Raw genomic sequence first — 25530 nt, forward strand, 5'->3', positions numbered from 1 at the left:
CCGCGCAGGTGGCGAGGCAATCGAGGCGAAACTCCGCGCGTGTCGCCGTCGTAACCGGATCGTGCCGACGTCATCACCCGACGGCGCACGCCCGATAGGCTGGCCGGATGCCGGCAAGCCCCGACGACGCCTCGGTCACGCCCCTGATCCGCCACACCGCCGCGTGGGCGTGGTGTTTGCTGGTCATCTTCGCCGCGGCGCTCGCGTTCCTCTGGGTGGTGGCCAAACTCGAGGTCATCGTCGTGCCGGTGCTGCTGGCGTTGATGATCAGCGCGCTGCTGGTGCCCGTCGTGGACTGGCTGGACGAGCGCGGGCTACCGCGCGGCAGCGCCGTCGCGCTGGTGTTGCTGGGTGGATTCGCGCTACTGGGCGGCATCCTCACCTTCGTCATCACCCAGTTCATCGTCGGTCTACCCGACCTGACCGAGCAGGTCACCCGCAGCATCGACAGCACCCGGCGGTGGCTGATCGAAGGGCCCGCGCATCTGCGCAGCGAACAGATCACCAACGCGGGCAACGCCGCGATCCAGGCGCTGCACAACAATCAGTCGAAGTTGACCAGCGGCGCGCTGTCCACCGCGGCCACCCTCACCGAACTGCTGACCGCCGCGGTGCTGGTGCTGTTCACCCTGATTTTCTTCCTCTACGGCGGCCGCAACATCTTCGCCTACGTGACCAACATCGTCCCGGACGGCGTCCGTGACCGGGTGATGGAAGCGGGCCGCGCCGGATACGGTTCGCTGATCGCCTACGTGCGGGCCACCTTCCTGGTGGCCTTCACCGACGCGGCGGGGGTGGGCGCCGGGCTGGCCATCATGGGCGTGCCGCTCGCGTTGCCACTGGCGTCGCTGGTGTTTCTCGGTGCCTTCATCCCGCTGATCGGCGCGCTGATCTCGGGATTGGTGGCCGTGGTGGTCGCACTGCTGACCAAGGGAATCGTCTACGCGCTGATCACGCTCGGCCTGCTGGTCGTGATCAACCAGATCGAGTCGCATCTGCTGCAGCCGCTGGTGATGGGGCGTGCGGTGTCGGTTCACCCGCTCGGGGTGGTGCTGGCGATCTCCACCGGCGGTGTGCTGGCCGGCATCGTCGGGGCCCTGCTGGCTGTCCCGACGGTGGCGTTCCTCAACAACGCGATTCAGGTGCTACTCGCCCGGGATCCGGCCGCCGAAGCCGAGCAGCTCGACGATGCCAAAGACCCGGCCGTGCTGCGCGCCAAAGCCGACCACCCCGACTAGGGCTCGGGTCTACAACCGTCCCTCACGGCGCAGCAGATCCTGCGCGGACAACCCGCCGCCGGCGCGACGTCGCGGACGCGAATTGTCGCCATTGTCGCCGCGGGCGTTCATCTTCTCGGTGGCGGCGTCGGAGACGTCGTCGTCCGACCGCATCGCGGGCAGCGCGGTGGTGGGCTCGGCCGGGTCGGCGGTGCCCTCGCAATTGCCCGGGACCGGGATGGCCCGGGTCTGCCCGGCCGACGGCGGTGGTGCGGGGGTGGCCGGCGTCGCGGGGCGCGCGGTCTCGGGGTTGCCCTGCGCCGCGAAGCGCGTCGTCTTGGCTTCCGTCGGCTGGCTGGGCCGGGGCTGGGGCCGGGCGGCGGACGGGCCGGGCGGCAGCTCGCTGGCAGGGCGCGGCTCCGAAGGCTGCGGCCGCGACGGCTCGGGCGGCGCGCCCGGGTGGGTGGGGTCGTGCGGCGCCCGCGGTTTCGCGGCGACCAGGCTGGCCGCGACCGGCGGCCGGACGGCCCGACCGTTGACAGAGCTGCGCTTGCGCTCGTCGGGCAGGTCGATCTCGCCCAGGCCGATCTTGTTCTGCAGGCGCCGGGCCCAGCGCGGGGCCCACCAGCAGTCGTCGCCGAGCAGTTTCATCACTGAGGGCACCAGGAACATCCGGACCACGGTCGCGTCCAGCAGCAGCGCCGCGGCCAAGCCGAACGCCAGGTACTTCATCATAACCAGGTCGGAGAACATGAACGAGCCGGCGACCACGGCGAGCACCAATGCGGCGGCGGTGATCAGCCGCCCGGTGGTCGCGGTACCGATCCGGATCGCCTCCGCGGTCGACATGCCGCGTTCGCGCGCCTCGACCATGCGGGAGACCAGGAACACCTCGTAGTCGGTGGCCAGACCGAAGCCCACCGCGACGACCAGCGCGATCAGCACCACCATCAGCGGCGTCGGCGTGAAATTCAGCCACTTCGAGAAGTGCCCGTCGACGAAGATCCAGGTCAAAATGCCCAGTGTGGAGCCGAGGGTCAGCGCGCTCATCAGCGCGGCCTTGATCGGCAACACCACCGAGCCGAATGCCAGGAACATCAGCAACAAGGTGGCGGACAGCAGCAGCACCAGCATCAGCGGCGCCTTGGCGAACAGGCTGTGGATGCTGTCCTGTTCCAGCGCCGGCGTGCCCCCGACCAGCAGGGTCAACCCCTTCGGCGGGCTGATCGCCCGCAGCTCGTTGATCTTCTTCTCGGCGTCGTTCTTGTTGACCAGGCCGTTCTGGATCACCCGTACCGAGTCGTCCTTGGGCACGGTGGTCCCGTTCGGCCCGGCGACGCAGGGGTTGCCCGCGATGACCGGGCACGGGCGCTCCTCCCACGTCTTGTCGGTGAATCCGGTGATCCCCGAGATCCGGTTGCGGATGTCGGCGACCTGTTGGTCGGTGACCTTGCTGTGGTTGTTGCTCTTGATCACCACGGTCAGCTGCTCGGTCCGGTACCCGGGGAACTGCTTGTCGAAGTGTTCCTGGGCCATGCGCACGGGGTTGTCCGGCGGCAGGTACTTCTCGCTCATGCCGCCCAGCGACAGGTTGCCCAGGGGGATGACCAGCAGGATCATCCCGACGGCGATCGGGATGGCGAACGCCAGCGGACGCTTCATCACCCAGTTGACCAGCTTGCCCCAGAAACCGGCCTCGACCTCTTCGCGGGTCTTGGTCTTCTGCAGCCGGTCGGCGAGCCAGTTGAGCGAGGCCCGCGAATACTTCCAGTTACGCAGGAAGGGCACCCGGAACGCGGTCCGCACGCCCAGCGCGTCCACGTTGGCCCCGAGAATGCCCAGGCAGGCCGGTAGCAACGTGATCGACAGCAGCGCGGCAAGCCCCACCGCCGCAAAGATCGCGTACGTCAGCGAGTGCACGAAGCCCTGCGGCAGCACCAGCAGGCTGGCGCTGGACGCGATGATGAGCAACGCCGAGAACACCACCGTGCGGCCCGCCGTCATCACCGTGCGCCGCACCGCGGCCTCGGTGTCGTAGCCCTCGGCGATCTCTTCGCGGAACCGGCTCACCACGAACAGGCCGTAGTCGATCGCGATACCGAAACCGATCAGCGAGACCACCGGCTGGGCGAAGAAGTGCACCGGGCCGAAGATGGCGGCGAACCGCAGGATGCCCAGCGATCCGGCAATGCTGAGCCCACCCACGATGACCGGTAGGCCGGCGGCCACCGCGCCGCCGAACACCAGGAACAGCACCACCGTGACCAGCGGGAGCCCCAGGTATTCCAGAAGTTTCTGGTCGCTGGCAATGGTGCCCGTCAGGGCGTTGGCGACGGGCTCCAGGCCGGCGAGTTCGACCTTGCCGCCGCCCAGCTTCTGCAGGGCGGGCTCGACGGCTTTGTAGTTGTTGAGGATGGTGTCGTCGTCGTCGCCCTTGAGCGGGATCGTGACGAAGGTGTGCTTGCGGTCCTCGGTCGCCATCCCCTTGATCTGGGCGTTCGGGGGCGCGGTGCCGGGCGCCAACGCCAGCCAGCCGGCCCAGCCGAGCACTTGGTCGGGGTGGTCCTTGACGAACTTGTTCAGTTCGTCGACGGTCTGCTGGCGCCACGCCGGGTCGTCGACGGTCTTGCCGTCGGGCGCGGTGAAGGTCGCCACGACCTGTGCGGTGCGGTCCCGGCCATAGGTCTTGTCGCCCAGAATCGAGGCCGTGACGGACTGGCTGCCGTCGTCGTAGAAACCGCTCTGCGTGACGTGTTTGCCCAGGCTCATCCCGAAGACGCCGCCGCCAAGGCACAGAGCCACCATCACCGCGATCACGATGTACCGGTAGCGGTACACGGTTCGACCCCACCAGGCGAACACGTAAGCTCCTTACTGGATCACTAGCAGCGACCCGCGCATCGGTTTTCCAGTGTCACACACGCGTGGTCAAGAGCGCGGACAGCGGCCGGAACGGCTGCAGCCACGCTCCCCGGTCGGGCAGCGAATCGAGGCCGATTCGCGGCAGCGGTTCCCGGAAAACACCTTCGATGTCTTCCAGATCAACGAAGTCCAAGGTATCCGACGCTAGTGCCCAACTCGCATGTTCGCGAAATCCGATCACTTGGACGGGGGTCGGGTCACCGACCCCGGCGCGGGCGATCTCCTCCAGCGGCTGGCGGAACGCCTGACCGTCGGCGGAGGCCACCACCAGCGCCGCGAGCCCTTCTTGCCGCCGCAGTTCGATGTGGGCCAGCATGTCCCGGTCGACATCGCTGTCTTCATCTATTTTCGGCTTGGCGAAGACCGCGAACCCCACGTTACGCAACGCGTCCACCCAGGGTCGAACGACTTCGGCGCTGCCCGGGGCGATGTTGGTGAACACCGTGGCCTCGGGTTCGACCACGACGCCGGGACGGGCGGCGCTGACCTCCGCGGTGCGGGTCAGCAGCCACCGGCCCAGCGCATCGAAGCGCGGGCGTTCCAAAGCGGTGGGTCGACGGCCCAGGATGGAGCCGAGGCCCATGTCGAGGTTGGGGGCGTCCCACACCAGCAGCACGCGCCGCGGCGCGGCAGCGAAGCCGTCCAGGTCATCCGACGGCGTCACCGGCGAGGTGTCGCCGGCGGGCGAGGCCGTTTCTTCAGCGAGGCTCATATTCATCGTCTTTTCCAGATGAACTCGGATATGGAGCTGCCCACTGCCTGGGCTTTCAGCTCGTATTTGGTCGTCGAGCGCGCGGTCGAGATCGGCAGGTCGCTGCCGGGATCGACGCGACACAGTCGCGGTTCGGCGTCGCCTACCTCGGCCATCTGCTCGGCATAGCCCGGGTGGTCGGTCGCCGCGTGCAGGACACCACCAGGGAGTAGCCGGTCAGCGATCAGGCCAACCGTGGCCGGCTGCAGGAAGCGGCGCTTGTGGTGGCGGGCCTTGGGCCACGGGTCGGGGAAGTAGAGCCGAAACCCGGTCAGCGAAGCCGGTGCGATCAGATACTGCAGCACGTCGATCCCGTTGCCGCGGATCAGCCGGATATTGTCGACCTGCTCGCGCTCGATCGCGCACAGCAGCTGCGCCAGGCCGCGCCGGTACACCTCCACCGCGACCACGTCGATGTCGGGTTCTTCGCGGGCCATCGCCAGCGTCGAGGTGCCGCTGCCGCAGCCGATCTCGAGCACCAGCGGCGCCTCCCGGCCGAACCAGGCCGCAGTGTCCAGCGGTTCGAAACGCCGCGGGATCTCGGAGCGGCCCAGCCTCGGCCACAGTCGCTCCCAGGTCTCGCGCTGGCCGTCGGACAGCGTGGAACGCCGGGAACGGAAGCCGGTGGCGGGCAGATAGCCCCGTCCGGGGGCGCCCGAACCGTCCGGGTCCGACCCGGGCGTCAGGCCTTCTTCGGTGTCCAGGCCGGCTCCCACCTCCACCGGTGCATCGGGACACGTCCCGACCCCGGGTTGCGCATGCATTTGTCCATGGTGGCCTATGAATCCCCGATGTAGCCGCCCCTGGTCCAGATTGATACCCAACAGTTGACTTCAACTGGTAACAGATAGACGGTGGTTCGCAACTCGAAGACGCAAGTGCCACTATGCGGTGGGGCCGGATCGTCGGCAAGGCAAACAGGCTCGGCACCGGCGACGGCCCCGCATGCGACGGGAGCAACGCCGGCAGTGGGGCGCCGGCCGATCGGATCGAGCAGGCAAGCAATGAAGGTGCGGGGGAGCCACGCATTCGTTGACGAGCTGGAGCGATTTGCTGCCGAATGCGACGACGCGCGGGTGAACGCGATTGCCGAGCGGGTTCTCGCGCCGCTGCGGGTGGCGGTGCGCGGACGGGCCGGGGCCGGTCGCGGCACCGTGGCCCGCGCCCTGGCGCACCCGGAAAGCCCGGCCGCAATCACGTTGATGCCGGCCGCCAGCGACGCCGACGTCGTCGGCCAGGTCCTCGCCGAAGTGGTCAAACCCGAGGACGCCGACGCGATCGCGGCTGCCGGGTGCCCGGTGCTGGCGGTGCTCAACAAGGCCGACCTGGGCGGCTCGCTGTCGGGTCGCACCGGGTACGGGCCGCTGCAGGCCGCGCGCACCCGATGCGCGCGGCTGGGCAAGGTCGTCGGTGTCCCGGTCGAACCGATCAGCGCTTTGCTGGCCGTCGCCGCGGTCGAGGGGTTCGCCGCGGCGTCGTGGGCGGCGCTGCGGACGCTGGCCGACCATCCCGGTTGCCTGGACGGCTCGTTCGAGGACTTCGTCGCGGCTGACAACCCCGTGCCGACGCGGGCGCGGCTGCGGCTGCTGGACACCCTGGACCTGTTCGGCACCGCGCTGGGCATCGCCGCAATTCGCCGGGGCGGTACGGAACCGCAGGTCCGGGCACTGCTGCGCCGGGTCAGCGGCATCGACGCGGTGCTGGCCCGGTTGTCGGCGCTCGGCGCCGAGGTGCGCTACCGACGGGTGCTGGCGGCCACCGTGGAGCTGGAGGCGCTGGCCGTCGGCCGCTCGATCGGGGAGCGGATCAGCGAATTCCTGTCCCGCGACGACACCGTGCTGGCGCGGATGGCCGCGGCGATCGAGGTGGCCGAGGCGGCGGGGCTGGACGCCGGTGCCGGGGGCGATGCGGCCGGGCACCTGGCCCGGGCGGCGCGGTGGCAGCGGTACGGCCGCGAATCAGCCGGCGAGTTGCACCGGGCCTGCGGTGCGGACATCGCCCGGGGATCGCTGCGGCTGTGGGCGCGGGAGTCGTCATGAGCAAACAGGCGTCGGGTGCGGCCGAGGTCGACGAGCTGGTGGCGGCGATCGGGCCGCGGCTGGATCCGCCGGCCATCACCCGCCGCGACGTGGTGTTGGTGACCGGCCCGTGGATGGCCGGTGTGACCGGGGTGGCCACCGCGCTCAGCGAGCGGCTGCCCGAGCACAAGTTCGTCGAGTCGACCGATCTGCAGCCCGGCGAGGCGCCGACGGCGGTGATGTTCGTCGTCTCGGCGGCCGCCGAACTCACCGCATCGGACTGTGCCCTGCTCGACGCGGCCTGCGAGCACACCGACGTGCTGGTCGCGGTGGTCTCCAAGATCGACGTGCACCGGGCCTGGCGCGACGTGCTCGGCGCCAACCGCGACGCACTGGCCGCGCACGCGCCGCGCTACGCCCGGGTGCCGTGGGTCGGTGTGGCCGCCGCGCCCGAGCTGGGCGAGCCCCAGCTGGACGAACTGGTCGACACCGTCGCGGCGCAACTCGCCGCCCCGGACGTCGCACGACGAAACCGGTTGCGGGCCTGGGAATCCTGGCTGCAAACGGTCGCGCAGCGGTTCGACCGCGACGCGGACGGCGCCGGGCGGCGGGCCCGGGTCGACGCGCTGCGTGAGGAGCGCAGCACCGCCCTGCGTGAGCGCCGGCAGGCGAAATCCGAGCGCACCATCCGGATGCGCAGCCAGACCCAGCAGACGCGGGTGCAGCTGTCGCACTTCGCGCTCAACCGGTGCTCGTCGGTGCGCAGCGAGCTGCAGTCCGACGTGGCGCGGCTGCCCCGGCGGGACATGGCCGGATTCGAGGCGCACGCGCGCGGCCGGGCCGCCGAGGTGGTCAGCGAGGTCGACGAGGGCACCACCACCCAGCTCGACGACGTCGCACGCGAGCTGGAGGTGCCGTTGCAGTTACCGCCCGTCGAGCAGCTGCCCTCGGTCGACGTCGCGCCCCCGCCGCTGAGATCCCGGCGGCAGGAGACCTGGCTGATGCTGCTGCTGGGCGTCGGGTTCGGGGTGGGCGTCGCGCTGACGCTGTCCCGGCTGCTGGCCGGCGTGGCCCAGCGGCTGAATCCGGCGCTGCAGATCGCCGGCGCCGTGCTGTGCGTGGCCTTCGGTCTGGCGGTCACCGTGCTGGTGGTCAAACTGCGCGCCCTGCTGCACGACCGGTCGTTGCTGGACCGCTGGACCGGTGATCTGACGTCGTCGCTGCGCTCGGTCGTCGAGGAGCTGGTGGCGACCCGCGTGCTGGCCGCCGAGTCGGCGCTGAGCACGGGGCTGCTCGCACGCGACGAGGCCGAGAACACGCGGGTGTCGGAGCAGGTCAGCGCGATCGACACCGAACTGCGCGAGCACGCCATCGCCGCGGCTCGCGCCGCCGCGGCCCGGGACCGGGAAATGCCCACCGTTCGGGCGGCGCTGGACTTGGTACGTGCAGAACTCGGCGAACCGGGTATTCCTGCACCCGATGGCCCCGCGCCCGACACCGGCGGGCCAGAAAACACCAAATCGGCCCCGAGGAGCGCGGATGAGAAAAATTCGTGACCGTTTGATCGCTTCTGAATCGTTGTTGTGAGAAGGCTTATACCCGCCCGGGCCTTCCCCAGCAAGTGGATCACGATAACCTGTAGCTAACGCCACCATGTCAATATCTGTGTGGGCGACCGCATACGCGAACACCAATTTGCGCCCACGCGTACGGAGATGAATTCAGGAGAGTTCGATGACCTCAGCGAACATTCCCGGTCTGGACAACGCACCCACCAATCATCGTGGGCTGTTGGCGTGGGTAGAGGAGGTCGCCGAGCTGACCCAGCCCGACCGGGTGGTGTTCGCTGACGGCTCCGACGAGGAGTTCAACCGGCTCGCCGAGCAGCTGGTCGAGGCCGGCACCCTGAAGAAGCTGAACGAGAAGAAGCGTCCCAACTCCTACCTGGCGCTGTCCGACCCGTCCGACGTGGCGCGCGTGGAATCCCGGACCTTCATCTGCTCGGAGCGCGAGGCCGACGCCGGCCCGACCAACAACTGGATGGACCCGACCGAGATGCGGTCGACGCTGAACGACCTGTACCGCGGCTGCATGCGCGGTCGGACCATGTGGGTGGTGCCGTTCTGCATGGGACCGCTCGGTGCCGACGACCCGAAGCTGGGCGTGGAGATCACCGACTCCAAGTACGTCGTCATGTCGATGAAGGTGATGACCCGGATGGGCAAGGCGGCGCTGGAGAAGATCGGCGACGACGGATTCTTCGTCAAGGCGCTGCACTCGGTGGGCGCGCCGCTGGAGCCGGGGCAGAAAGACGTGCCGTGGCCGTGCAGTGACACCAAGTACATCACCCACTTCCCGGAGACCCGCGAAATCATGAGCTACGGGTCGGGTTACGGCGGTAACGCGTTGCTGGGCAAGAAGTGCTACTCGCTGCGTATCGCTTCGGCGATGGCCCACGACGAGGGCTGGCTCGCCGAGCACATGCTGATCCTCAAGCTGATCTCCCCGGAGAACAAGGCCTACTACTTCGCCGCCGCGTTCCCGTCGGCGTGCGGCAAGACCAACCTCGCGATGCTGCAGCCGACCATCCCGGGCTGGCGCGCCGAGACCCTCGGCGACGACATCGCCTGGATGCGGTTCGGCAAGGACGGCCGGCTCTACGCGGTCAACCCCGAGTTCGGCTTCTTCGGCGTCGCGCCGGGCACCAACTGGAAGTCCAACCCGAACGCGATGCGCACGATGGAGGCCGGCAACACCGTCTTCACCAACGTCGCGCTGACCGACGACGGCGACGTGTGGTGGGAGGGCCTGGAGGGCGACCCGCAGCACCTGATCGACTGGAAGGGCCGCGACTGGACACCCGACTCCGACGAGAAGGCCGCGCACCCGAACTCCCGCTACTGCACCCCGATGTCGCAGTGCCCGATCCTGGCGCCCGAGTGGGACGACCCGCAGGGGGTGCCGATTTCCGGCATCCTGTTCGGCGCGCGCCGCAAGACGACGGTGCCGCTGGTGACGCAGGCCCGCGACTGGCAGCACGGCGTCTTCATGGGCGCCACGATGGGCAGCGAGCAGACCGCCGCCGCCGAGGGCAAGGTCGGCACCGTGCGCCGCGACCCGATGGCCATGCTGCCGTTCCTGGGCTACCACGTCGGTGACTACTTCCAGCACTGGATCGACCTGGGCAAGAACTCCGACGAGTCCAAGCTGCCCAAGGTTTTCTTCGTCAACTGGTTCCGCCGCGACTCCGACGGTGGCTTCCTGTGGCCGGGCTTCGGCGAGAACAGCCGGGTGCTCAAGTGGATCGTCGACCGCATCGAACACCAGGCCGGCGGCCAGGACACCCCGATCGGCATCGTGCCCACGGCCGACGACCTGGACCTCGACGGGCTCGACATCCAGGGCGGGGACGTGGCCAAGGCGCTGGCGGTCAACCCGGCCGAGTGGCGCGAGGAGATCCCGCTGATCGAGGAATGGTTCGAGTTCGTCGGCGACAAGCTGCCCACCGGCGTGCGCGACGAATTCGAGTCGCTCAAGCAGCGGCTGGCCGAGTCCGACTAGGGCGAGCCGAAACTTCGAATCGGGCTGGCGCGCAAGTCGCGCCGGCCCGATTTTTTGTGGGCAAAAGGCGACAGGCAGTTGTTTGGAACGGCATGCTTCGGTCTATTAATAGCTAACACTGGAATCCTGGAAAGGCGACGATGAACTCAACGAAAACCTCCGCGCTCACGATTGTGGTTGCGGCAGCGGGAATTCTGTTCAGCGGGTGCTCGGCGTCGCAGGTGATCAACACCGGCGGCGACACCAAGTGCAAGGACTTAACCACCCAGGACGAGAAGAATCAGAACGACGAAGTCAGCAAAATGCTGAAGGACAAGAGCGGTCAAGACCCGAACAATCTGGAGATTTCCGCGACGCGGCTGTCCGCGCAGACCTACTGCCAGACCGTCGGCAAGCCGGACAGCAAGATCTCCGAGGCGCCGCACGGCTGACGCTCGCCTACCAGCGCAAGTTGCGCGCCGCAGGCGCCGCTGCAGATCCTCGAGGCGTGATCGTCGATCGGCGGCGCGCGCTGGGTGTGGCCGCGGTGGGACTGCTCGCCTCCGGCTGCCACACCGGGGCGCCGGAGGCCAGGCCGCCGGTGCCCTGGCCCACCGGTGACGGCCTGGGAATCGGCCTGGAGGGTTATCCCTACCCGTACCCGGTGCGCCATCTCGACGTCACGCACGTCGCGCAGGCACCGTGGATCGATCGCGTTGCCCCGGAGTTGGAACGGCGCGCTCGGTTGGCGTACATGGACATCGCGCCCGAGAGCGCCCGGCCGCGGGGAACCGCCCTGCTGGTGCACGGCAAGAACTTCTTCGGCGCGTACTGGAGGGACGTCATCGCGGCGTTGCGCCATCGGGGGTACCGGGTCATCGTTCCCGACCTGGTCGGCTGGGGTAAGTCCACCAAGCCCTCGACGTTGACCGCGGAATCGCTGGTGGCACAGCTGCGCTCGCTACTCGATGCTTTCATGGTGAATTCTGTTGTCGTCGTTGGGCATTCGACCGGCGGATTGGTGGCCATGCACATGGCCCGGCTGTTACCCGAACGGGTGGCCGCGCTGGTGCTGGAGAACCCGATGGGGCTCGAGGACTATCGGCACGGGTTGACCCGCCAGGTGGGGCATGAAGACTGGGCGGCCGACGAACGGTCTGCGACCGCCGACCAGATCCGCCAGTACATGGCGCACTACTTCGTCAACAAGGAGCCCCGACTCATCGAGCCGTTCGTCGCGGTGCGCACGGCCGTCGCAGCCTCGCCCGAGTTCGAGCGTTGGGTGCAAAGCTCGGCGGCGGCCACCGACATGCTGGTCAACCAACCGGCCGTGGACTTCGTCGCATCGTTGCCCGCCCGCACGCTGTTCGTCTGCGGCTTGTCCGACCGCACCTACGTGGCGCGAAGTACACCGCGGCCGACGAGCAAGCCGCAAAGGGCGATATCGCCGCACTGGCCCGGGGTTTCGCGGCCCGGATGCCCGCGGCCCGGTTCGTCGGGGTGCCCGACACCGGCCACGTCCCGCATCTGGAATCACCGGCCGCGTTCAGCTCGGCCGTGCTGGAATTCCTCTCCTGACGACCGCGACGGGCCACTTGACACCCGTCAAATTCGGCGGCGGTACAGTTCTTCGCATGCAGATCCGCCCCTACGTCGGCGCCGACAAACCGGCGATCATCCTGTACCCATCCGGAACGGTCGTCACCTTCGATGACCTGGAGGCGCGGGCCAACCGGCTGGCGCACCGATTCCGTCAGGCGGGTCTGCGCGAGGGCGACAGCGTCGCGATCCTGATGGAGAACAACCAGCACATGCACGCCGTCATGTGGGCGGCTCGGCGCAGCGGCTTGTACTACGTGCCGATCAACACCCACCTGACCGCGGCCGAGGCGGCCTACATCATCGACAACAGCAGCGCCAAGGCGATCGTCGGCTCGGCGGCGCTGCGCGACACCCTCGCCGGCCTGGCCGAGCACTTGCCAAACGGCCTACTCGAGCTGCTCCTGATCGCCGACGGCGATCTGCCGGGCTGGGATCGCTACCCGGAATGCGTTGCCAATCAACCGGATACCCCCATCGCCGACGAGATCGAGGGCGACCTGCTGCAGTACTCCTCGGGCACCACCGGCCGGCCCAAGGGGATCAAACGCGAATTGCCGCACGTCCCACCGGAAGACGCTCCGGGCTTGATGTCGGCACTGGTCGGATTCTGGATGGACGCCGACACGGTGTATCTGAGCCCGGCGCCGCTGTATCACACCGCGCCGTCGGTGTGGTCGATGACGGTGCAAGACGCGGGTCTGACCACGGTCGTCATGGAGCGCTTCGATCCCGAAGGGACGCTGGATGCCATCCAGCGTTACCGGGTGACGCATGCCCAGTTCGTGCCGGCCATGTTCGTCCGGCTGCTGAAACTTCCTCAGGAGGTGCGTGATTCGTATGACCTGTCCAGCCTCAAACGGGTGATACACGCCGCGGCGCCGTGCCCGGTACAGATCAAGAAACAGCTGATCGACTGGTGGGGACCGATCGTCGACGAGTACTACGCGTCTTCGGAAGCGCACGGGTCCACGATGATTTTCGCCGAGGACTGGCTGGCACACCCGGGTTCGGTGGGCAAGCCCATGGGCGGCGCCGTGCACATCCTCGACGAGAACGGCAACGAGCTGCCGCCCGGGGAGGCCGGCGAGATCTACTTCGAAGGCGGAGCGTCGTTCGAGTACCTCAACGACCCGACGAAAACCGCCTCATCCCGCGACAAGCACGGATGGACCACCGTCGGGGACATCGGCTATCTCGACGACGAGGGCTACCTGTACCTGACCGACCGGCGCCACCACATGATCATCTCAGGCGGGGTGAACATCTACCCGCAAGAAGCCGAGAATCTATTGGTCACCCACCCGAAGGTGCTGGATGCCGCCGTATTCGGGGTCCCCGACGACGAGATGGGCCAGCGGGTCGTGGCGGCCGTACAAACCGTCGAGCAGGCCGACGCCACCGACCAGTTCGCCGACGAGCTGCTGGCCTGGCTGCGAGACCGCTTGGCGCACTTCAAATGCCCGCGATCGATCGCGTTCGAGGCGCAGTTGCCGCGCACCGACACCGGCAAGCTCTACAAGAACGGGCTGATCGAGAAGTACTCGGTCTGACCGATGTTTCGGGTGGCCGATCTGTCGAGCGCACCGGAGGCCGGCCTGCCGTCGCCGCCCGGCGTGATCGTCGCCGTCGGCTCGGCCGCCGAGCTCGAACAGCACCAATACTGGCTGGATGCAGCGACTTTCACCCTGACCGAGGAGCCGTGTGCCGACCGTCGGGTCATCACCGTCGATTCGGTCCCCGAAACGCTGGCCGAGCTGCGTAAGCGATGTGAACACTGGCCGCACGCCAGCAGCGTCTGTGACGACGTGCTGCGCTCGGTCACTCCGGCCGGTCCGACGCTGGCCGGTGTGGTGGCCGAGTCGCTGGCCTACTCCACCCTGCAGGCGGGCCCGGAGTTCGCGCGTTGGCTCGCCGAACGTGGGCCGGTCCGGATGCCCGAGATCCCCGACCCGGTGCTCACCGAGCGCGACGGTGACACCCTGCGGATCACGTTCAACCGCCCGCAACGCCACAACGCGTTTTCCACCGACGCGCGCGCCGCGCTGCTGGAGGCGCTGACCGTTGCGCAGCTGGACCCATCGATGACCGAGATCGTGTTGAGCGGCAACGGTCCATCGTTTTGCAGCGGCGGAGATCTCGCCGAGTTCGGCACGTTCGTCGATCCCGCGAGCGCGCATTTGGCCCGCACCCGTCATAGCCCGGCCCTGGCGCTGGATGCGCTGACCGCCAGGCTCGGCCGGTGTTGCCGCGCCCAGGTGCAGGGCCGGGTGCTGGGCAGTGGTTTGGAGATGGCCGCCTTTTGTGGATGGGTTGAGGCGCAAGAGGATTCGCTCTTCGGGCTGCCGGAGCTGAGTCTGGGCTTGATCCCGGGGGCCGGCGGCACCGTCAGCATCACGCGCCGAATCGGCCGCTGGCGTACGGCCTATCTGGTGCTGTCCGGCCGGACAATCGGCATCGACACCGCGCTGAGCTGGGGCCTAGTGGACGCGACTTATGTTGGCGCGCAACCGATTCAGTAGCCGCCGAAGGTGGTGCTGGTGGTCGACGGGATGCTCGACACGGCGACCACGGCGATGACGATGTACAGGATCGCGATGATCACATACGTGACACCGCCCGCGATGGCGCCGATGATCGCCCACTTCTTGGCGTTGTTCGACGCGTCCTGCGCCTCGGCGGCGCGGCCCTGGGCCCACAATCCGGAAACCTTGTTGGAGTAGACAAGCGAGATGATGCCGAACGGCAGGCAGCACAGCACCGTGCACAGGATCGCCCAGACCAGGTAGTTGTCCGGTTCTTTCTGCCCCGGCCAGACGCCTGGCTGCTGGCCCGGCCAACCCGGTTGCTGGGGCTGCCCTTGCCATTCCGGTTGCTGGCCTTGCCACTCGGGGGAACCTTCGTACGGCCCTGGCGGATAACTCATGGCAGCTGCCTTCCTTCGGGTTCCTCCGGTCCAGCCGCTTTGCTGGTCACAAGTCAGGCAAATATAGCGCACCCGTGGGAGGCCAAGCGCCGAATTCAGCCGCGCTCAGATCCCGCCCCGGGCCACCAGCTGCCCGGCAATCACATTGCGCTGGATCTCATTCGTGCCCTCGCCGACGATCATCAGGGGCGCGTCGCGAAAGTAGCGCTCGACGTCGTACTCGGTGGAGTAGCCGTAGCCGCCGTGGATGCGTACCGCGTTGAGTGCGATCTCCATTGCGACCTCGGAGGCGAACAGTTTGGTCATCCCGGCTTCCATGTCACAGCGTTCGCCGCTGTCGTAACGCTGCGCGGCGTAGCGGGTGAGCTGGCGGGCGGCGGTGAGCTTGGTGGCCACGTCGGCCAGATAGTTGCCCACGGACTGATGGTGCCAGATCGGCTTACCGAAACTCTCGGGCTGCTGGGCATAGGCCAACGCATCCTCGAGCGCCGCGGTCGCCACGCCCAGCGCGCGGGCGGCCACCTGGATGCGACCGGTTTCCAGGCCCTTCATCATTTGCGAAAAGCCTTCGCCCTTACGGTCTCCCAGCACGGCCGACGCGGGGACGGCGAAGTTGTCGAAGGACAACTCGCAGGATTCGACGCCCTTGTAACCCAGCTTGGGTAGGTCGCGTGAGATCGTCAGCCCCGGGCCGTGTTCGACGAGCACGATCGAGATACCCTTATGCCGCGGTTGGGCATTCGGGTCGGTCTTGCACAGCAGCGCGGTCAGCCCGGAATGCCGCGCGTTGCTGATCCAGGTTTTGGCGCCGTTGATCCGCAGGCCACCGAAACCGTCGGGCAGCGCGGTGGTCGCCATGTTCTGCAGGTCGGAGCCGCGGCCGGGCTCGGTCAGCGCCATCGTGGCGCAGTTGGCCGGTCGCCATCGGCGGCAGGTAGGTCTGCTTCTGCTCCTCGGTGCCGAACAGCGTCAGCAGCTTGGCGACCACGGTGTGCCCGCCCATCGCGCCGGCCAGGCTCATCCAGCCGCGGGCCAGCTTCTGGATTACCCGCACATACCCCGGCATCGACACCGGCGACCCGCCGTATTCCTCCGGGATCGCCAGGCCGTAGATGCCGATCCGCTTCATCTGCTCGATCCACGCCTCGGGCTAGGCGTTGGCGTGCTCGACCTCGCGGACCGTCGGCTTGACCTCACGGTTGATAAACGCTCGCACCGTGGCGACCAGCATGTCTTCTTCGTCGTCCACCACTGATCCCAATTTTTGTCACCTCCGGCGTTGCGCTTCGATTCGACAGTGTGCCAGCATGTGGCGTTGTGACCGACAACGGGTATGCGGGGATCCGCGCCGGCGGGCCGTACTTCGACGATCTGGCGAGGGGCCAGGTCTTCGACTGGGCACCGGTGGCGACGCTGTCGGCGGGTATGGTCGCCGCCCACCAGGCGATCGTCGGCGACCGGTTGCGCCTGGCGCTGGACGCCGACCTGTGTGCCGCGGTGATCGGCGGGCCCGGGCCGCTGGCGCATCCGGGGTTGGTCTGCGATGTCGCGATCGGGCAGAGCACCCTGGTGACCCAGCGGGTCAAAGCCAACCTGTTCTATCGCGGGCTGACGTTTCATCGGTTCCCGGTCATCGGCGATTCGCTCTACACCCGCACCGAAGTCGTTGGGCTGCGTGCCAATTCGGTCAAGCCCGGCCGCCCGCCGACCGGAATGGCCGCGCTGCGGATGACCACCATCGACCAGGCCGACCGATTGGTGCTCGACTTCTATCGCTGCGCGATGCTGCCCGCCAGCCCGGACTTCGATCCGGATGGCGCGCCCGCCGACGATCTCTCCACGATCGGAGCCGATGCGGCGCCGCCTGCCGTGCCGCCGGCGTCACAGTGGAACGGCGAGGCCTTCCGAAAGCGGGTGCCCGGACCGCATTTCGACACCAGCCTGGCTGGGGCGGTAATGCGCAGCACCGGCGACGTCGTCAGCAATGCGCCCGAGCTGGCCCGGCTGACCCTGAACATCGCTGCCGCGCATCATGATTCGCGGTCCGGGGGACGCCGGCTGGTGTACGGCGGACACACCATCGGGCTGGCGTTCGCGCAGGCCAACCGGCTGTTGCCGAACCTTGCGACGGTGCTCGGCTGGGAGTCGTGCGACCACACCGGGCCGGTGTACGAGGGTGACACGCTCTACAGCGAGCTGCACGTGGAGTCGGCCGAGCCCGGCGATCACGGCGGTGTGCTGGGGCTTCGGTCGGTCGTCTACGCGGTCGGTGAACCCGACCGCACGGTTCTGGACTGGCGACTGCGCGCGCTGCACTTCTGACCCGGAGGACAATGGTCCAGGTGAGCGACGCGGCGTCCCGGTGGGGCAGCAGCGGGCTGGCTCGGCTGACCGGCCCGCCCGACGGGCCGCCCGACTTCTCCCGCGCCGAGGTGCTGGCCCGCGCCGATCGGGTCGCCGCGGCGGTGGGCGGTCATTTCGGCATTGCCGTCGACGCGGCCACGCTGCTGGCCGGGCGGGCCGGATTGCTCGGATTGACGCGGGGCGGCCGGATTTCGGCCGGCGGCGGCACCCGGCTGCTGCGGGCCCGCGACGGGTGGTGCGCGTTCACGCTGTCGCGCCCCGACGACGTCGCCGTCGTTCCCGCGCTGCTGGAAATCGACGAGACGCCCGCCCAGCTCTGGCCGATGCTGCAGCGTTGGGCCGCAACACGTCTCGTATCGGCGATCACCGAGCGGGCGAGCCTGCTGGCCATTCCGGCGGCCGCGCTGGGCGAAGTGGCTCACACGCCGCCGCGGATCGAGCGAATGGCAACCGGGGTCGCCGCCCGTCGCGTCACCGGCCTGCTGGTGGCCGACCTGTCGTCGATGTGGGCCGGCCCGCTGTGCGGGCAACTGCTGGCCCGGGCCGGGGCGATCGTCGTCAAAGTGGAAAGCCCCCGGCGCCCGGACGGCACCCGCGCGGGCAATCGTGCCTTCTTCGACTGGATGAGCGGTGAAAAGCTGTCCTACTGCCTGGATTTCGAAAGCCAGGCCGACGAGCTGCGCGAGCTGCTGGTGGTCGCCGACATCGTGATCGAAGGCTCTCGGCCCGCGGCGCTGGCCCGGCGCGGCCTGGGCCCGGAACACATTGCCCCGCGTCCGGGCCGAATCTGGTTGCGCATCAGCGGGTATGGCCGCGACGACAGCCGGCCCGCGTTCGGCGACGACGCCGCGGTGGCCGGCGGTCTGGTCGGTGCGGGGCCGGTGTTCTGCGGGGACGCCATCGCCGATCCGCTCACCGGCCTGGAAGCGGCGTCGGCCGTGGCCGAATCGTTGGCCCGCGGCGGCGGCGAGTTCATCCAGGTGTCGATGGCGGAGACTGCCGCCGGCTACGCGGCCCTGCCCGCCGCGGCGTCGTCCTCCGAATGCCCGACGCCGCCCCCGCCCGCACCGCCGCCCTGGGCGCCGACGGCGAGGCCGTGCGCCGGTTGGTCGCCGAAAGACGGGTGCCGTCATGCTGATTCAGCGGGCGACGCTGCTGGACGGCACGGTGATCGACATCCGGGTGGGTACGCGGATCGAGCAGATCGGCGACCGCCTGCAACCCCAACCCGGGGAGGCCGTGCTGGACGCGCACGGTGGGACCGTGCTGCCCGGCCTGCACGACCACCACGTGCACCTGCGTTCGGCCGCCGCTGCGATGGATTCGCTGACGCTCGGACCGCCGCGCGTGCACACCAAAGATCAACTGGGAGAAGCACTGTCGAACGCTGCTCCGAACGCCGACAGTTGGATCCGGGGGATCGGCTATCACGAATCGGTCGCCGGTGAACTGGACCGCGCCACGCTCGATGCCATGCTCCCCGGCACTCCGGTGCGCGTGCAGCATCGCAGCGGTGCCCGGTGGATCCTCAATTCCGCGGCGCTGCAACTGCTCGGGATGGCCGAGCGTCCCGACGGGCGGTTGCGCGCCAGCGACCGATGGTCCGAGGCGCTGCGGCGTCACCACACCGACTTGCCCGAACTCAGCCGCCGCCTCACCGCGCTCGGCGTCACCGGGGTCACCGACGCCACACCGCATCTCGACGCGGACGACATGGTGTCGCTGTTAGTGGCGCACCGGCACGGCGAGTTCCGGCCGCTGCTGTCTTTCCTGGCCCCGGGGAAGCTGATCCTGCACGACGACCGCCTGGACCTGGACGCGTTGACCGGATGGATCGCCGATCACCACGCCGACGGGCAACCGGTTGCCGTGCACTGCGTGACCGCGGCGCAATTGGTGGTCGCCATCGCGGCCCTTCGTGCCGCCGGCAGCCATCCACGGATCGCATCGAACACGCCGCGGTCGTCGGCGACGACGATCTCGCCGACCTGGCCGAACTCGGGCTCACCGTGGTGACCCAGCCCAACTTCGTCGCCGAACGCGGCGATCAGTATCTGTCCGACATTCCCGCTGCCGAGCACGCCGCGCTGTGGCGGGTGGCGTCGCTGCGAAAAGCCAAGGTGCGCGTGGCCTTATCGACCGATATGCCATTCGGGCACGGTGACCCGTGGGCGGCGATGCGGGCCGCGGTGCAGCGCACCACACCCAGCGGGGCGGTGCTGGGCGCCGACGAATGTGTCTCGGCGACAGAAGCTTTGACGATGTTTCTGGGCCACGCCGATCAGCCCGGCGGGCCCCGGACCGTCGACGTCGGACAGCCGGGTGACCTGTGCGTGCTGGCCGCACCGCCCGCGACGGTGCTGGCCTAGCTGGACGCCGCACTGGTGGCCGCGACGATCATCGGCGGCCAGATCGCCTACTCCGCGGACTAGCGGGCCCCGGGCAGCGCGGCCCGCAGCACCTCGCACTGGCTGTTGAAAAATCGCTGCGACATTTGCACTTTCGGTGCCACCAGGTCGAAGCCGTGGAAGGCGCCGGGGATGATCTCCACCTCGCACGGCACCCCGGGGGCCCGCAACCGTTCGGCGTAGGCGAGGTCTTCGTCGTGGAACAGATCGTGTGTCCCCACCTCGATCCAGGCCGGGGCCAGCCCGCTGAGGTCGTCGCGGCGGGCCGGCACGGCGACCCGCGGATCGGCATCGCCCAGGTACGCCGCCCAGCCGAACCGATTGCTGTGGGTGTTCCGCCGCCTGACGTCGCGAAAGTCCCGCCCGACCGCGACCCGTCCCCGGCTCGAACATCCCCGTCCGCCGTCGTCCCGCCCAGTGAACAGCGTCGATCGGTGTGGTTAACCCGCGCGCGATCGGGGTATCGGTCGGAGGGCCGCCCGCTCGGTCGGCCGCGACGCGGGGGACGTGACATGCTGGGGCATCTGTATGAACGGGCACTGGGCGGCGAGCGATGTTGGATCCGCCATGAGGATGGCGAAATCCGAGTGCTGCCCGCCCATCGGTGGCTGGGCGCCCGGTGTTCCTCGAAAGGCGGACTGGTCGATGCCCTTGACGAGGACTTCGACGAAGCCGTCACCGAGATGTGCAGCGGGCCGACGATCGAGCTCGGCTGCGGGCCGGGGCGTTTGGTCGCGCGCCTGTTCGAGCGGGGGATACCCGCACTCGGCATCGACCGGTCCGCGACCGCGGTCCGGCTGGTCGGTCGCGGCGGCGCACCCGCCTTGCTGGGCGACGTGTTCGAGCCGCTGCCCGACATGGGGCGGTGGCAGACGGTGCTGCTGGTCGACGGCAATGTCGGTCTGGGCGGGGACCCGGGACGGATTCTGGCGCGCGCCGCCGAGTTGCTGGGCCGCGGCGGCCGCTGTGTTGCCGAGTTCGAGGCCGACGCGATCGGGGTGCGCGCGCGGTGGGTGCGACTGGAATCGGCGTGCGATGTGGGGCCATGGTTCCGCTGGGCGTCGGTCGGGGTAGACAGCGCCGCCACGCTCGCGGCGCAAGTCGGACTGACGCTGACCAGCGTTCGGCTGATCGGCGGGCGGGTGATTGCGAGCCTGGCCGCGCCGTGAGCGGCTGGGGCGGCCGGCTGCCCCCGGTCCGGTCGCTCGTCCGGTTTCGCAGCCCGCTGCGCGGCCCCTGGCTGACCTCGGTGTTCGGGCTGGTGCTGCTGGTGGCATTGCCGGTCGTCGCGCTGACCGGGCTGCTGTCCTACATCGCCTTCGCGCCGCAATTCGGCCAGGCCATCCCGGCGGACGTCGGCTGGCTGCGGCTGCCGTTGTTCGTCTGGCCCACCCGCCCGTCGTGGCTGCACCGGCTGACGCAGGGCATCCATGTCGGCCTTGGGCTGGTGGTCATCCCGGTGGTGCTGGCCAAGCTGTGGTCGATGATCCCGCGGCTGTTCGCCTGGCCGCCGGCCCGGTCGCTGGCCCAGCTGCTGGAGCGGGCGTCGCTGGTGATGCTCGTCGGCGGGATCCTGTTCGAGATCGTCACCGGCGTGCTGAACATCCAGTACGACTACATCTTCGGGTTCAGCTTTTACGACGCGCACTACTTCGGCGCGTGGGTCTTCATCACCGGATTCTTGATGCACATCGCGGTCAAACTGCCGCGCATGGTCACCGGGTTGCGGTCGCTGCCGCTGCGCAACGTGCTGCGCACCGGCCGCGCCGACACCCGTCCCGAACCGCCGGATCCCGACGGCCTGGTGGCCGCCGATCCGGCGGAACCGACGATCAGCAGGCGGGGCGCCCTGGCGCTGGTCGGCGGCGGCGTGGTGCTGATCGCGGCGCTCACCGTCGGCCAGACCGCGGCGGGGCCGCCCGCGGCGCGGCCCTACTAGTGCCACGCGGCCGCGGCGACTTCCCGGTCAACAAGACCGCCGCCGTAGGCATCAGCCGCGAAAGTGTCGGCGAGACTTGGCGATTGGCGCTGCGTGGTGGTCCCGCGGAGGTCACGCTGGACCGCGCCGCGCTGACCGGCATGCCGCAGACCACCGCGCGCCTGCCGATCGCCTGCGTCGAAGGATGGTCGACCGAGCAGACCTGGAGCGGGGTGCGGCTGGCCGAGCTGGCCTGCATCGCGGGTGTACCCGCGCTGCGTTCGGCCCGGGTGATATCCCTGCAGCGCGGCGGCGCCTTCGGGCGGGCAACGTTGCAAGCCAACCAGATTCGCGATCCCGAGGCGCTGCTGGCGCTGCGGGTCAATGGCACCGACCTGCCCCTGGACCACGGTTATCCGGCCCGGATCATCGTTCCCGCGCTGCCGGGTGTGCACAACACCAAATGGGTGGCCGCAATCGAGTTCGAGGCCGGTTGAGATGTCAAGATTGTCAACACGTTTAGCCGCGGTCTACGGATCGCATCCGTTGCATCTGCTGACCATGTTGTCCGGTTTCGCGCTGCTGGGCTACATCCTGGCCACCTTCAAACCGGCGACGCTGTGGCATCCCGACAGCTGGTAGCAGTCGATCGCCGTGTGGTTCGCCGCCGCCGTGGTCGGCCACGACCTGTTGCTCTACCCGCTCTACACGCTGGCCGACCGAGCGCTGACGGGGCGCCGGCACCCCACCGGTATCCGTCCAAAAGTGCCCGCCCGCAACTACATTCGAGTGCCGGCGATGGGAGCCGGGCTGACGTTGCTGATCTTTTTGCCCGGCATCATCGAGCAGGGTGGGCCCACGTACGAAGCCGCTACCGGTCAGACCCAGCAGCCCTTCCTGGGCCGGTGGCTGCTGCTCACCGCGGCGATGTTCGCGCTGAGCGCCATCTGCTACCTGATCCGGTTGGTCGCGGCGCGTCGGAGCGACCCGCGCAGCGAAGGGCCAACCCCGGTCTAGAGCGGCAAGTCCGGCAATCCAGCAAATATTCGAACCGACGACTTCGGGAGTTCTACACAAACGTCAGTTTCCGCCGCCGAGGTGGGGGTACAGTCCCGTACATGACGGCGAGGGTCCCGGGCATGACACCGTGCCTCAAGTGGTTGCTGCGGGCCCGCCCCGCCGATTATGCGCTGGCACTGAGCGTTGCCGGTGCTTCGCTGCCGGTGGTCGGTAAGCACCTGGAACCGCTGGACGGTGTGACGGCGATGGGGGTTTGGGGCGCGCGACACGCGCCGGAGGCGTTCGCCGCCGTGACGAAGGACTGGCTGACGCCGGGCATCAACGACATACGCCGGCGGGACCGGGAAAGCACGCACGACGTGTCCGTCGCGGCGTTGCGACCGGTGGTGTCGGCCGCGGACCTCGACGCCGAATGGCCGGCGGCCCAGAAGACGCCGCCGATCTGGGAAGCGTTGCGGCAGCGTCGCTATCTGTACCGCCGGGCGGTGCACTACGGCGACCACCCGGCGCAGGTGCTGGATGTGTGGCGGCGCAAGGAGCTGCCGGCCCAGCCCGCCCCGGTTCTGATCTTCGTCCCGGGCGGCGCCTGGGTACACGGGCGCGCCATGATGCAGGGCACCGCGCTGCTGTCGCGACTGGCCGAGCAGGGCTGGGTGTGCGTGGCGATCGACTACCGCGTCGCGCCGTATTACCGCTGGCCCCGTTACATCACCGACGTCAAGACCGCGATCGCGTGGGCGCGCGCCAACGTCGACAAGTTCGGCGGCGACCGCGATTTCGTTGCGGTGGCGGGATGTTCGGCCGGCGGGCACCTGTCCGCGCTGGCCGGACTCACCCCCGACGACCCGCAGTTCCAGCGCAGGCTGCCGGAAGGGGCGGACAGCTCGGTGGACGCGGTCGTCGGCATCTACGGCCGCTACGACTGGGAGGACCGCTCCACCCCCGAGCGGGACCGGTTCGTCGAATTCCTGGAGCGGGTGGTGGTCAAGAAGTCCATCGCCCGTCACCCCGAGGTCTACCGCGACGCCTCCCCGATCGCGCGGGTGCACCGGAATGCCCCGCCGTTCTTGGTGATTCACGGCAGCAAGGACAGCGTCATTCCCGCCGCGCAGGCGCGCAGCTTCGTCGAGCGACTGCGGGCGGTTTCGCATTCGACGGTCGGATACCTCGAGTTGCCCGGGGCCGGACACGGCTTCGACATGATCGACGGCGAGCGCGCCGGGGTGGCGGCCCACGCGACTTCGCTGTTCCTCAACCAGATTTACCGCAGCAAAGTACAGATCAGCTCAAAAGAGGTTATCTAGCCCGGTCGCTGAGTAAGGTCCTGCTAAGGGGAAGGGGCAGCGATGAAACGGCTGAGCGGCTGGGACTCGGTACTGCTGTACAGCGAGACCCCGAACGTGCACATGCACACGATCAAGGTCGCCGTCGTCGAGATCGACCCGGATCGCCGAGATTTCGGCGTCCACTCGTTTCGCCAAGTCATCGGCGCCCGGCTGAACAAGCTCGAGCCGTTCACCTACCAGCTCGTCGACATCCCGTAAAAGTTCCACCATCCGATGTGGCGGGAGCACTGCGAGGTCGACATGGACTACCACATCCGCCCGACGCGGCTGCCCGAGCCGGGCGGTCGCCGCGAGCTCGACGACGCGATCGGACGCATCGCCAGCACCCCGCTGGACCGCGGCCGTCCGCTGTGGGAGATGTACTTCATCGAGGGGCTGGCCAACAATCGGGTCGCGGTGGTCGGCAAGATCCACCACGCGCTCGCCGACGGCGTCGCGTCGGCCAACCTGATGGCCCGCGGGATGGACCTGCTGCCCACCCCGGAAAGCGGCCCGCAGATCACCGACCCCGCGCCGTCCAAGGCAGTTGGTGCGCTCGGCGTTCGCCGATCACCTGCGCCAGGCCGCGAAGCTGCCGGCGACGATCCGCTACACCGCGCAGGGCATCAATCGGGTTCGGCGCAGCGCACGCAAGCTCTCACCGGAACTGACCATGCCGTTCACCCCGCCGCCGACCTTTCTCAACCACCGGATCACGCCGGAACGCCGGTTTGCTTCGGCCACACTTGCACTCGCCGACATCAAAGAAACCGCCAAGTTGTGCGGCGGCACCATCAACGACGTGGTGCAGGCGATGTCCACCGGGGCGTTGCGCACCTTGCTGCTGCGTTACGACGGCACGGCCGAACCGCTGCTGGCATCGGTCCCCGCGAGTTTCGACTTTTCGCCCGAACGGATTTCGGGCAACTACTTCACCGGGTTGATGGTCGCACTGCCGGCCGATCTCGACGATCCGCTGGAGCGGCTGCGGGCCTGCCACGACAATGCCGCATCCGCGAAGGAGGCGCACCACCTCGTCGGCCCCGAATTGATCAGCCGATGGTCGAACTACCTGCCGCCGCTGGCCACCGAGTCGTTCTTCCGCTGGGCCTCCAGCCGCGACGGCCAGAACAAGGTGCTCAACCTGCCGATCTCGAACGTGCCCGGCCCCCGCGAGCACGGCCGGGTCGGCGGCGCGCGGGTCACCGAGATCTACTCGGTGGGGCCGTTGACGGCAGGCAGCGGCCTCAACATCACCGTGTGGAGCTACGTCGACCAGCTCAACATCTCCGTGCTGACCGACGGCGCGACCGTCAAGGACCCGCACGAGGTGACCGAGGCCATGGTCACCGACTTCATCGAATTACGCAGGGCTGCAGGGCTTCCCGAAGAGCTGACCCAAGTCCGGGCCGCGATGGCGCCGGCCTGAGTGGTCGGCATCAACCGGCCGATTTGGTAACGAGACTCTCTCCTGGTGCCAATGCCATTTCCGTCGGCGGCTACCATCAGTCGGTACCAGCCA

General features: G+C 68.7%; 16 protein-coding genes and 7 pseudogenes. 17 read left to right on the top strand and 6 right to left on the bottom strand.

What is annotated here, in order from left to right; all coding sequences use genetic code 11:
- The first annotated feature begins 107 nt into the window (after nt 1–107).
- The gene (locus T428_RS0110480; RefSeq protein WP_025736448.1) at nt 108–1238 is read left to right on the top strand and encodes an AI-2E family transporter; all 1131 of its coding nucleotides are present in this window, start codon (nt 108–110) and stop codon (nt 1236–1238) included.
- Nucleotides 1239–1247: 9 nt separating this feature from the next.
- Here the strand turns inward: T428_RS0110480 and mmpL3 are convergent, their stop codons facing one another.
- The 3 genes from mmpL3 to trmB are packed head-to-tail and all read right to left on the bottom strand — an operon-like array spanning nt 1248 to nt 5672.
- Nucleotides 1248–4079, bottom strand: a complete 2832-nt coding sequence (gene mmpL3, locus T428_RS0110485; protein WP_025736449.1) for a trehalose monomycolate exporter MmpL3 — start codon at nt 4077–4079, stop codon at nt 1248–1250.
- Nucleotides 4080–4131: 52 nt separating this feature from the next.
- Nucleotides 4132–4851 carry a PIN domain-containing protein gene (locus tag T428_RS0110490; protein ID WP_025736450.1) on the bottom strand — a complete coding sequence of 240 codons (720 nt, stop codon included), beginning with the start codon at nt 4849–4851 and terminating at the stop codon, nt 4132–4134.
- A 2-nt stretch (nt 4852–4853) separates the two neighbouring features.
- Nucleotides 4854–5672 carry a tRNA (guanosine(46)-N7)-methyltransferase TrmB gene (gene trmB, locus T428_RS0110495; RefSeq protein ID WP_025736451.1) on the bottom strand — a complete coding sequence of 273 codons (819 nt, stop codon included), beginning with the start codon at nt 5670–5672 and terminating at the stop codon, nt 4854–4856.
- Between the two features lie 222 nt (nt 5673–5894).
- Between trmB and T428_RS0110500 the strand changes: the two genes are divergently transcribed.
- The 7 genes from T428_RS0110500 (at nt 5895) to T428_RS0110530 (ending at nt 14569) form a co-directional block, all read left to right on the top strand.
- Complete coding sequence (locus tag T428_RS0110500; RefSeq protein WP_025736452.1) at nt 5895–6929, top strand: hypothetical protein; 1035 nt, start codon at nt 5895–5897, stop codon at nt 6927–6929.
- Entirely contained in the window at nt 6926–8464 is a 1539-nt protein-coding gene (locus T428_RS0110505) for a DUF805 domain-containing protein (protein WP_025736453.1), read from the top strand. Before T428_RS0110500 ends, T428_RS0110505 begins: the two co-directional genes overlap by 4 nt.
- Before the next feature lie 178 nt (nt 8465–8642).
- Nucleotides 8643–10469, top strand: coding sequence for a phosphoenolpyruvate carboxykinase (GTP) (locus tag T428_RS0110510; protein ID WP_025736455.1), 1827 nt, complete (start codon nt 8643–8645; stop codon nt 10467–10469).
- A 140-nt stretch (nt 10470–10609) separates the two neighbouring features.
- The gene (locus T428_RS0110515) at nt 10610–10900 is read left to right on the top strand and encodes a hypothetical protein (RefSeq protein WP_025736456.1); all 291 of its coding nucleotides are present in this window, start codon (nt 10610–10612) and stop codon (nt 10898–10900) included.
- Between the two features lie 56 nt (nt 10901–10956).
- Nucleotides 10957–12162 (top strand): alpha/beta fold hydrolase, encoded by a 1206-nt coding sequence (locus T428_RS27100; RefSeq protein ID WP_051465206.1) that lies wholly within the window; start codon nt 10957–10959, stop codon nt 12160–12162.
- Nucleotides 12083–13600, top strand: a complete 1518-nt coding sequence (fadD4, locus tag T428_RS0110525) for a fatty-acid--CoA ligase FadD4 (RefSeq protein WP_025736457.1) — start codon at nt 12083–12085, stop codon at nt 13598–13600. The genes T428_RS27100 and fadD4 overlap by 80 nt, the downstream gene beginning before the upstream one ends.
- Before the next feature lie 3 nt (nt 13601–13603).
- The gene (locus T428_RS0110530; protein WP_025736458.1) at nt 13604–14569 is read left to right on the top strand and encodes an enoyl-CoA hydratase/isomerase family protein; all 966 of its coding nucleotides are present in this window, start codon (nt 13604–13606) and stop codon (nt 14567–14569) included.
- On the opposite strand, the gene T428_RS0110535 is transcribed toward T428_RS0110530, so the two are convergent.
- Nucleotides 14563–14973: a CD225/dispanin family protein gene (locus tag T428_RS0110535; RefSeq protein ID WP_025736459.1), complete on the bottom strand. Its 411-nt coding sequence runs from the start codon at nt 14971–14973 to the stop codon at nt 14563–14565. The genes T428_RS0110530 and T428_RS0110535 overlap by 7 nt on opposite strands.
- Nucleotides 14974–15078: 105 nt before the next feature.
- A pseudogene (locus T428_RS27105) lies at nt 15079–16204 on the bottom strand (acyl-CoA dehydrogenase family protein).
- A gap of 86 nt (nt 16205–16290) precedes the next feature.
- Between T428_RS27105 and T428_RS0110545 the strand changes: the two are divergent.
- The 3 genes and pseudogenes from T428_RS0110545 (at nt 16291) to T428_RS27115 (ending at nt 19706) form a co-directional block, all read left to right on the top strand.
- A complete protein-coding gene (locus T428_RS0110545) occupies nt 16291–17295 on the top strand; it encodes a MaoC family dehydratase (RefSeq protein WP_025736460.1) in 1005 nt (334 codons plus the stop codon).
- A gap of 11 nt (nt 17296–17306) precedes the next feature.
- Nucleotides 17307–18475: pseudogene (locus T428_RS27110) on the top strand (CoA transferase).
- Nucleotides 18469–19706 (top strand): annotated as a pseudogene (locus tag T428_RS27115) (amidohydrolase family protein). The pseudogenes T428_RS27110 and T428_RS27115 overlap by 7 nt, the downstream one beginning before the upstream one ends.
- Nucleotides 19707–19765: 59 nt before the next feature.
- On the opposite strand, the pseudogene T428_RS0110560 reads toward T428_RS27115, so the two are convergent.
- Nucleotides 19766–20080, bottom strand: a pseudogene (locus T428_RS0110560) (alpha/beta hydrolase fold domain-containing protein); the annotation flags it as partial.
- Between the two features lie 177 nt (nt 20081–20257).
- Here T428_RS0110560 and T428_RS0110565 point away from each other — a divergent pair.
- The 6 genes and pseudogenes from T428_RS0110565 to T428_RS34400 all read left to right on the top strand — a co-directional run bounded on the left by T428_RS0110565 (nt 20258) and on the right by T428_RS34400 (nt 25437).
- Nucleotides 20258–20914, top strand: a complete 657-nt coding sequence (locus T428_RS0110565; RefSeq protein ID WP_025736462.1) for a class I SAM-dependent methyltransferase — start codon at nt 20258–20260, stop codon at nt 20912–20914.
- Nucleotides 20911–22160 (top strand): annotated as a pseudogene (locus T428_RS34390) (molybdopterin-dependent oxidoreductase). Before T428_RS0110565 ends, T428_RS34390 begins: the two are co-directional and overlap by 4 nt.
- A 1-nt stretch (nt 22161) precedes the next feature.
- A pseudogene (locus T428_RS27125) lies at nt 22162–22641 on the top strand (hypothetical protein); the annotation flags it as partial.
- 140 nt (nt 22642–22781) lie between these two features.
- Nucleotides 22782–23987 carry an alpha/beta hydrolase gene (locus tag T428_RS0110580; RefSeq protein WP_025736463.1) on the top strand — a complete coding sequence of 402 codons (1206 nt, stop codon included), beginning with the start codon at nt 22782–22784 and terminating at the stop codon, nt 23985–23987.
- A gap of 102 nt (nt 23988–24089) precedes the next feature.
- Nucleotides 24090–24756 (top strand): annotated as a pseudogene (locus T428_RS34395) (wax ester/triacylglycerol synthase domain-containing protein); the annotation flags it as partial.
- Between the two features lie 195 nt (nt 24757–24951).
- Nucleotides 24952–25437: a WS/DGAT domain-containing protein gene (locus tag T428_RS34400; RefSeq protein WP_245604878.1), complete on the top strand. Its 486-nt coding sequence runs from the start codon at nt 24952–24954 to the stop codon at nt 25435–25437.
- Nucleotides 25438–25530 lie beyond the last annotated feature (93 nt).

Source organism: Mycobacterium genavense ATCC 51234, from assembly GCF_000526915.1.
GTDB classification, from domain to species: Bacteria; Actinomycetota; Actinomycetes; order Mycobacteriales; family Mycobacteriaceae; genus Mycobacterium; species Mycobacterium genavense.

What these genes read in the sequence shown, in the direction of transcription:
- T428_RS0110580 (WP_025736463.1), top strand. Translation starts at nt 22,782, where the DNA reads ATGACGGCGAGGGTCCCGGGCATGACACCGTGCCTCAAGTGGTTGCTG.
- T428_RS0110500 (WP_025736452.1), top strand. Translation starts at nt 5,895, where the DNA reads ATGAAGGTGCGGGGGAGCCACGCATTCGTTGACGAGCTGGAGCGATTT.
- T428_RS0110490 (WP_025736450.1), bottom strand. Translation starts at nt 4,851, where the DNA reads ATGAGCCTCGCTGAAGAAACGGCCTCGCCCGCCGGCGACACCTCGCCG.
- T428_RS0110510 (WP_025736455.1), top strand. Translation starts at nt 8,643, where the DNA reads ATGACCTCAGCGAACATTCCCGGTCTGGACAACGCACCCACCAATCAT.
- T428_RS0110565 (WP_025736462.1), top strand. Translation starts at nt 20,258, where the DNA reads ATGCTGGGGCATCTGTATGAACGGGCACTGGGCGGCGAGCGATGTTGG.
- T428_RS0110515 (WP_025736456.1), top strand. Translation starts at nt 10,610, where the DNA reads ATGAACTCAACGAAAACCTCCGCGCTCACGATTGTGGTTGCGGCAGCG.
- T428_RS0110480 (WP_025736448.1), top strand. Translation starts at nt 108, where the DNA reads ATGCCGGCAAGCCCCGACGACGCCTCGGTCACGCCCCTGATCCGCCAC.
- T428_RS0110530 (WP_025736458.1), top strand. Translation starts at nt 13,604, where the DNA reads ATGTTTCGGGTGGCCGATCTGTCGAGCGCACCGGAGGCCGGCCTGCCG.
- fadD4 (WP_025736457.1), top strand. Translation starts at nt 12,083, where the DNA reads ATGCAGATCCGCCCCTACGTCGGCGCCGACAAACCGGCGATCATCCTG.
- T428_RS0110535 (WP_025736459.1), bottom strand. Translation starts at nt 14,973, where the DNA reads ATGAGTTATCCGCCAGGGCCGTACGAAGGTTCCCCCGAGTGGCAAGGC.
- T428_RS0110505 (WP_025736453.1), top strand. Translation starts at nt 6,926, where the DNA reads ATGAGCAAACAGGCGTCGGGTGCGGCCGAGGTCGACGAGCTGGTGGCG.
- T428_RS34400 (WP_245604878.1), top strand. Translation starts at nt 24,952, where the DNA reads ATGGTCGCACTGCCGGCCGATCTCGACGATCCGCTGGAGCGGCTGCGG.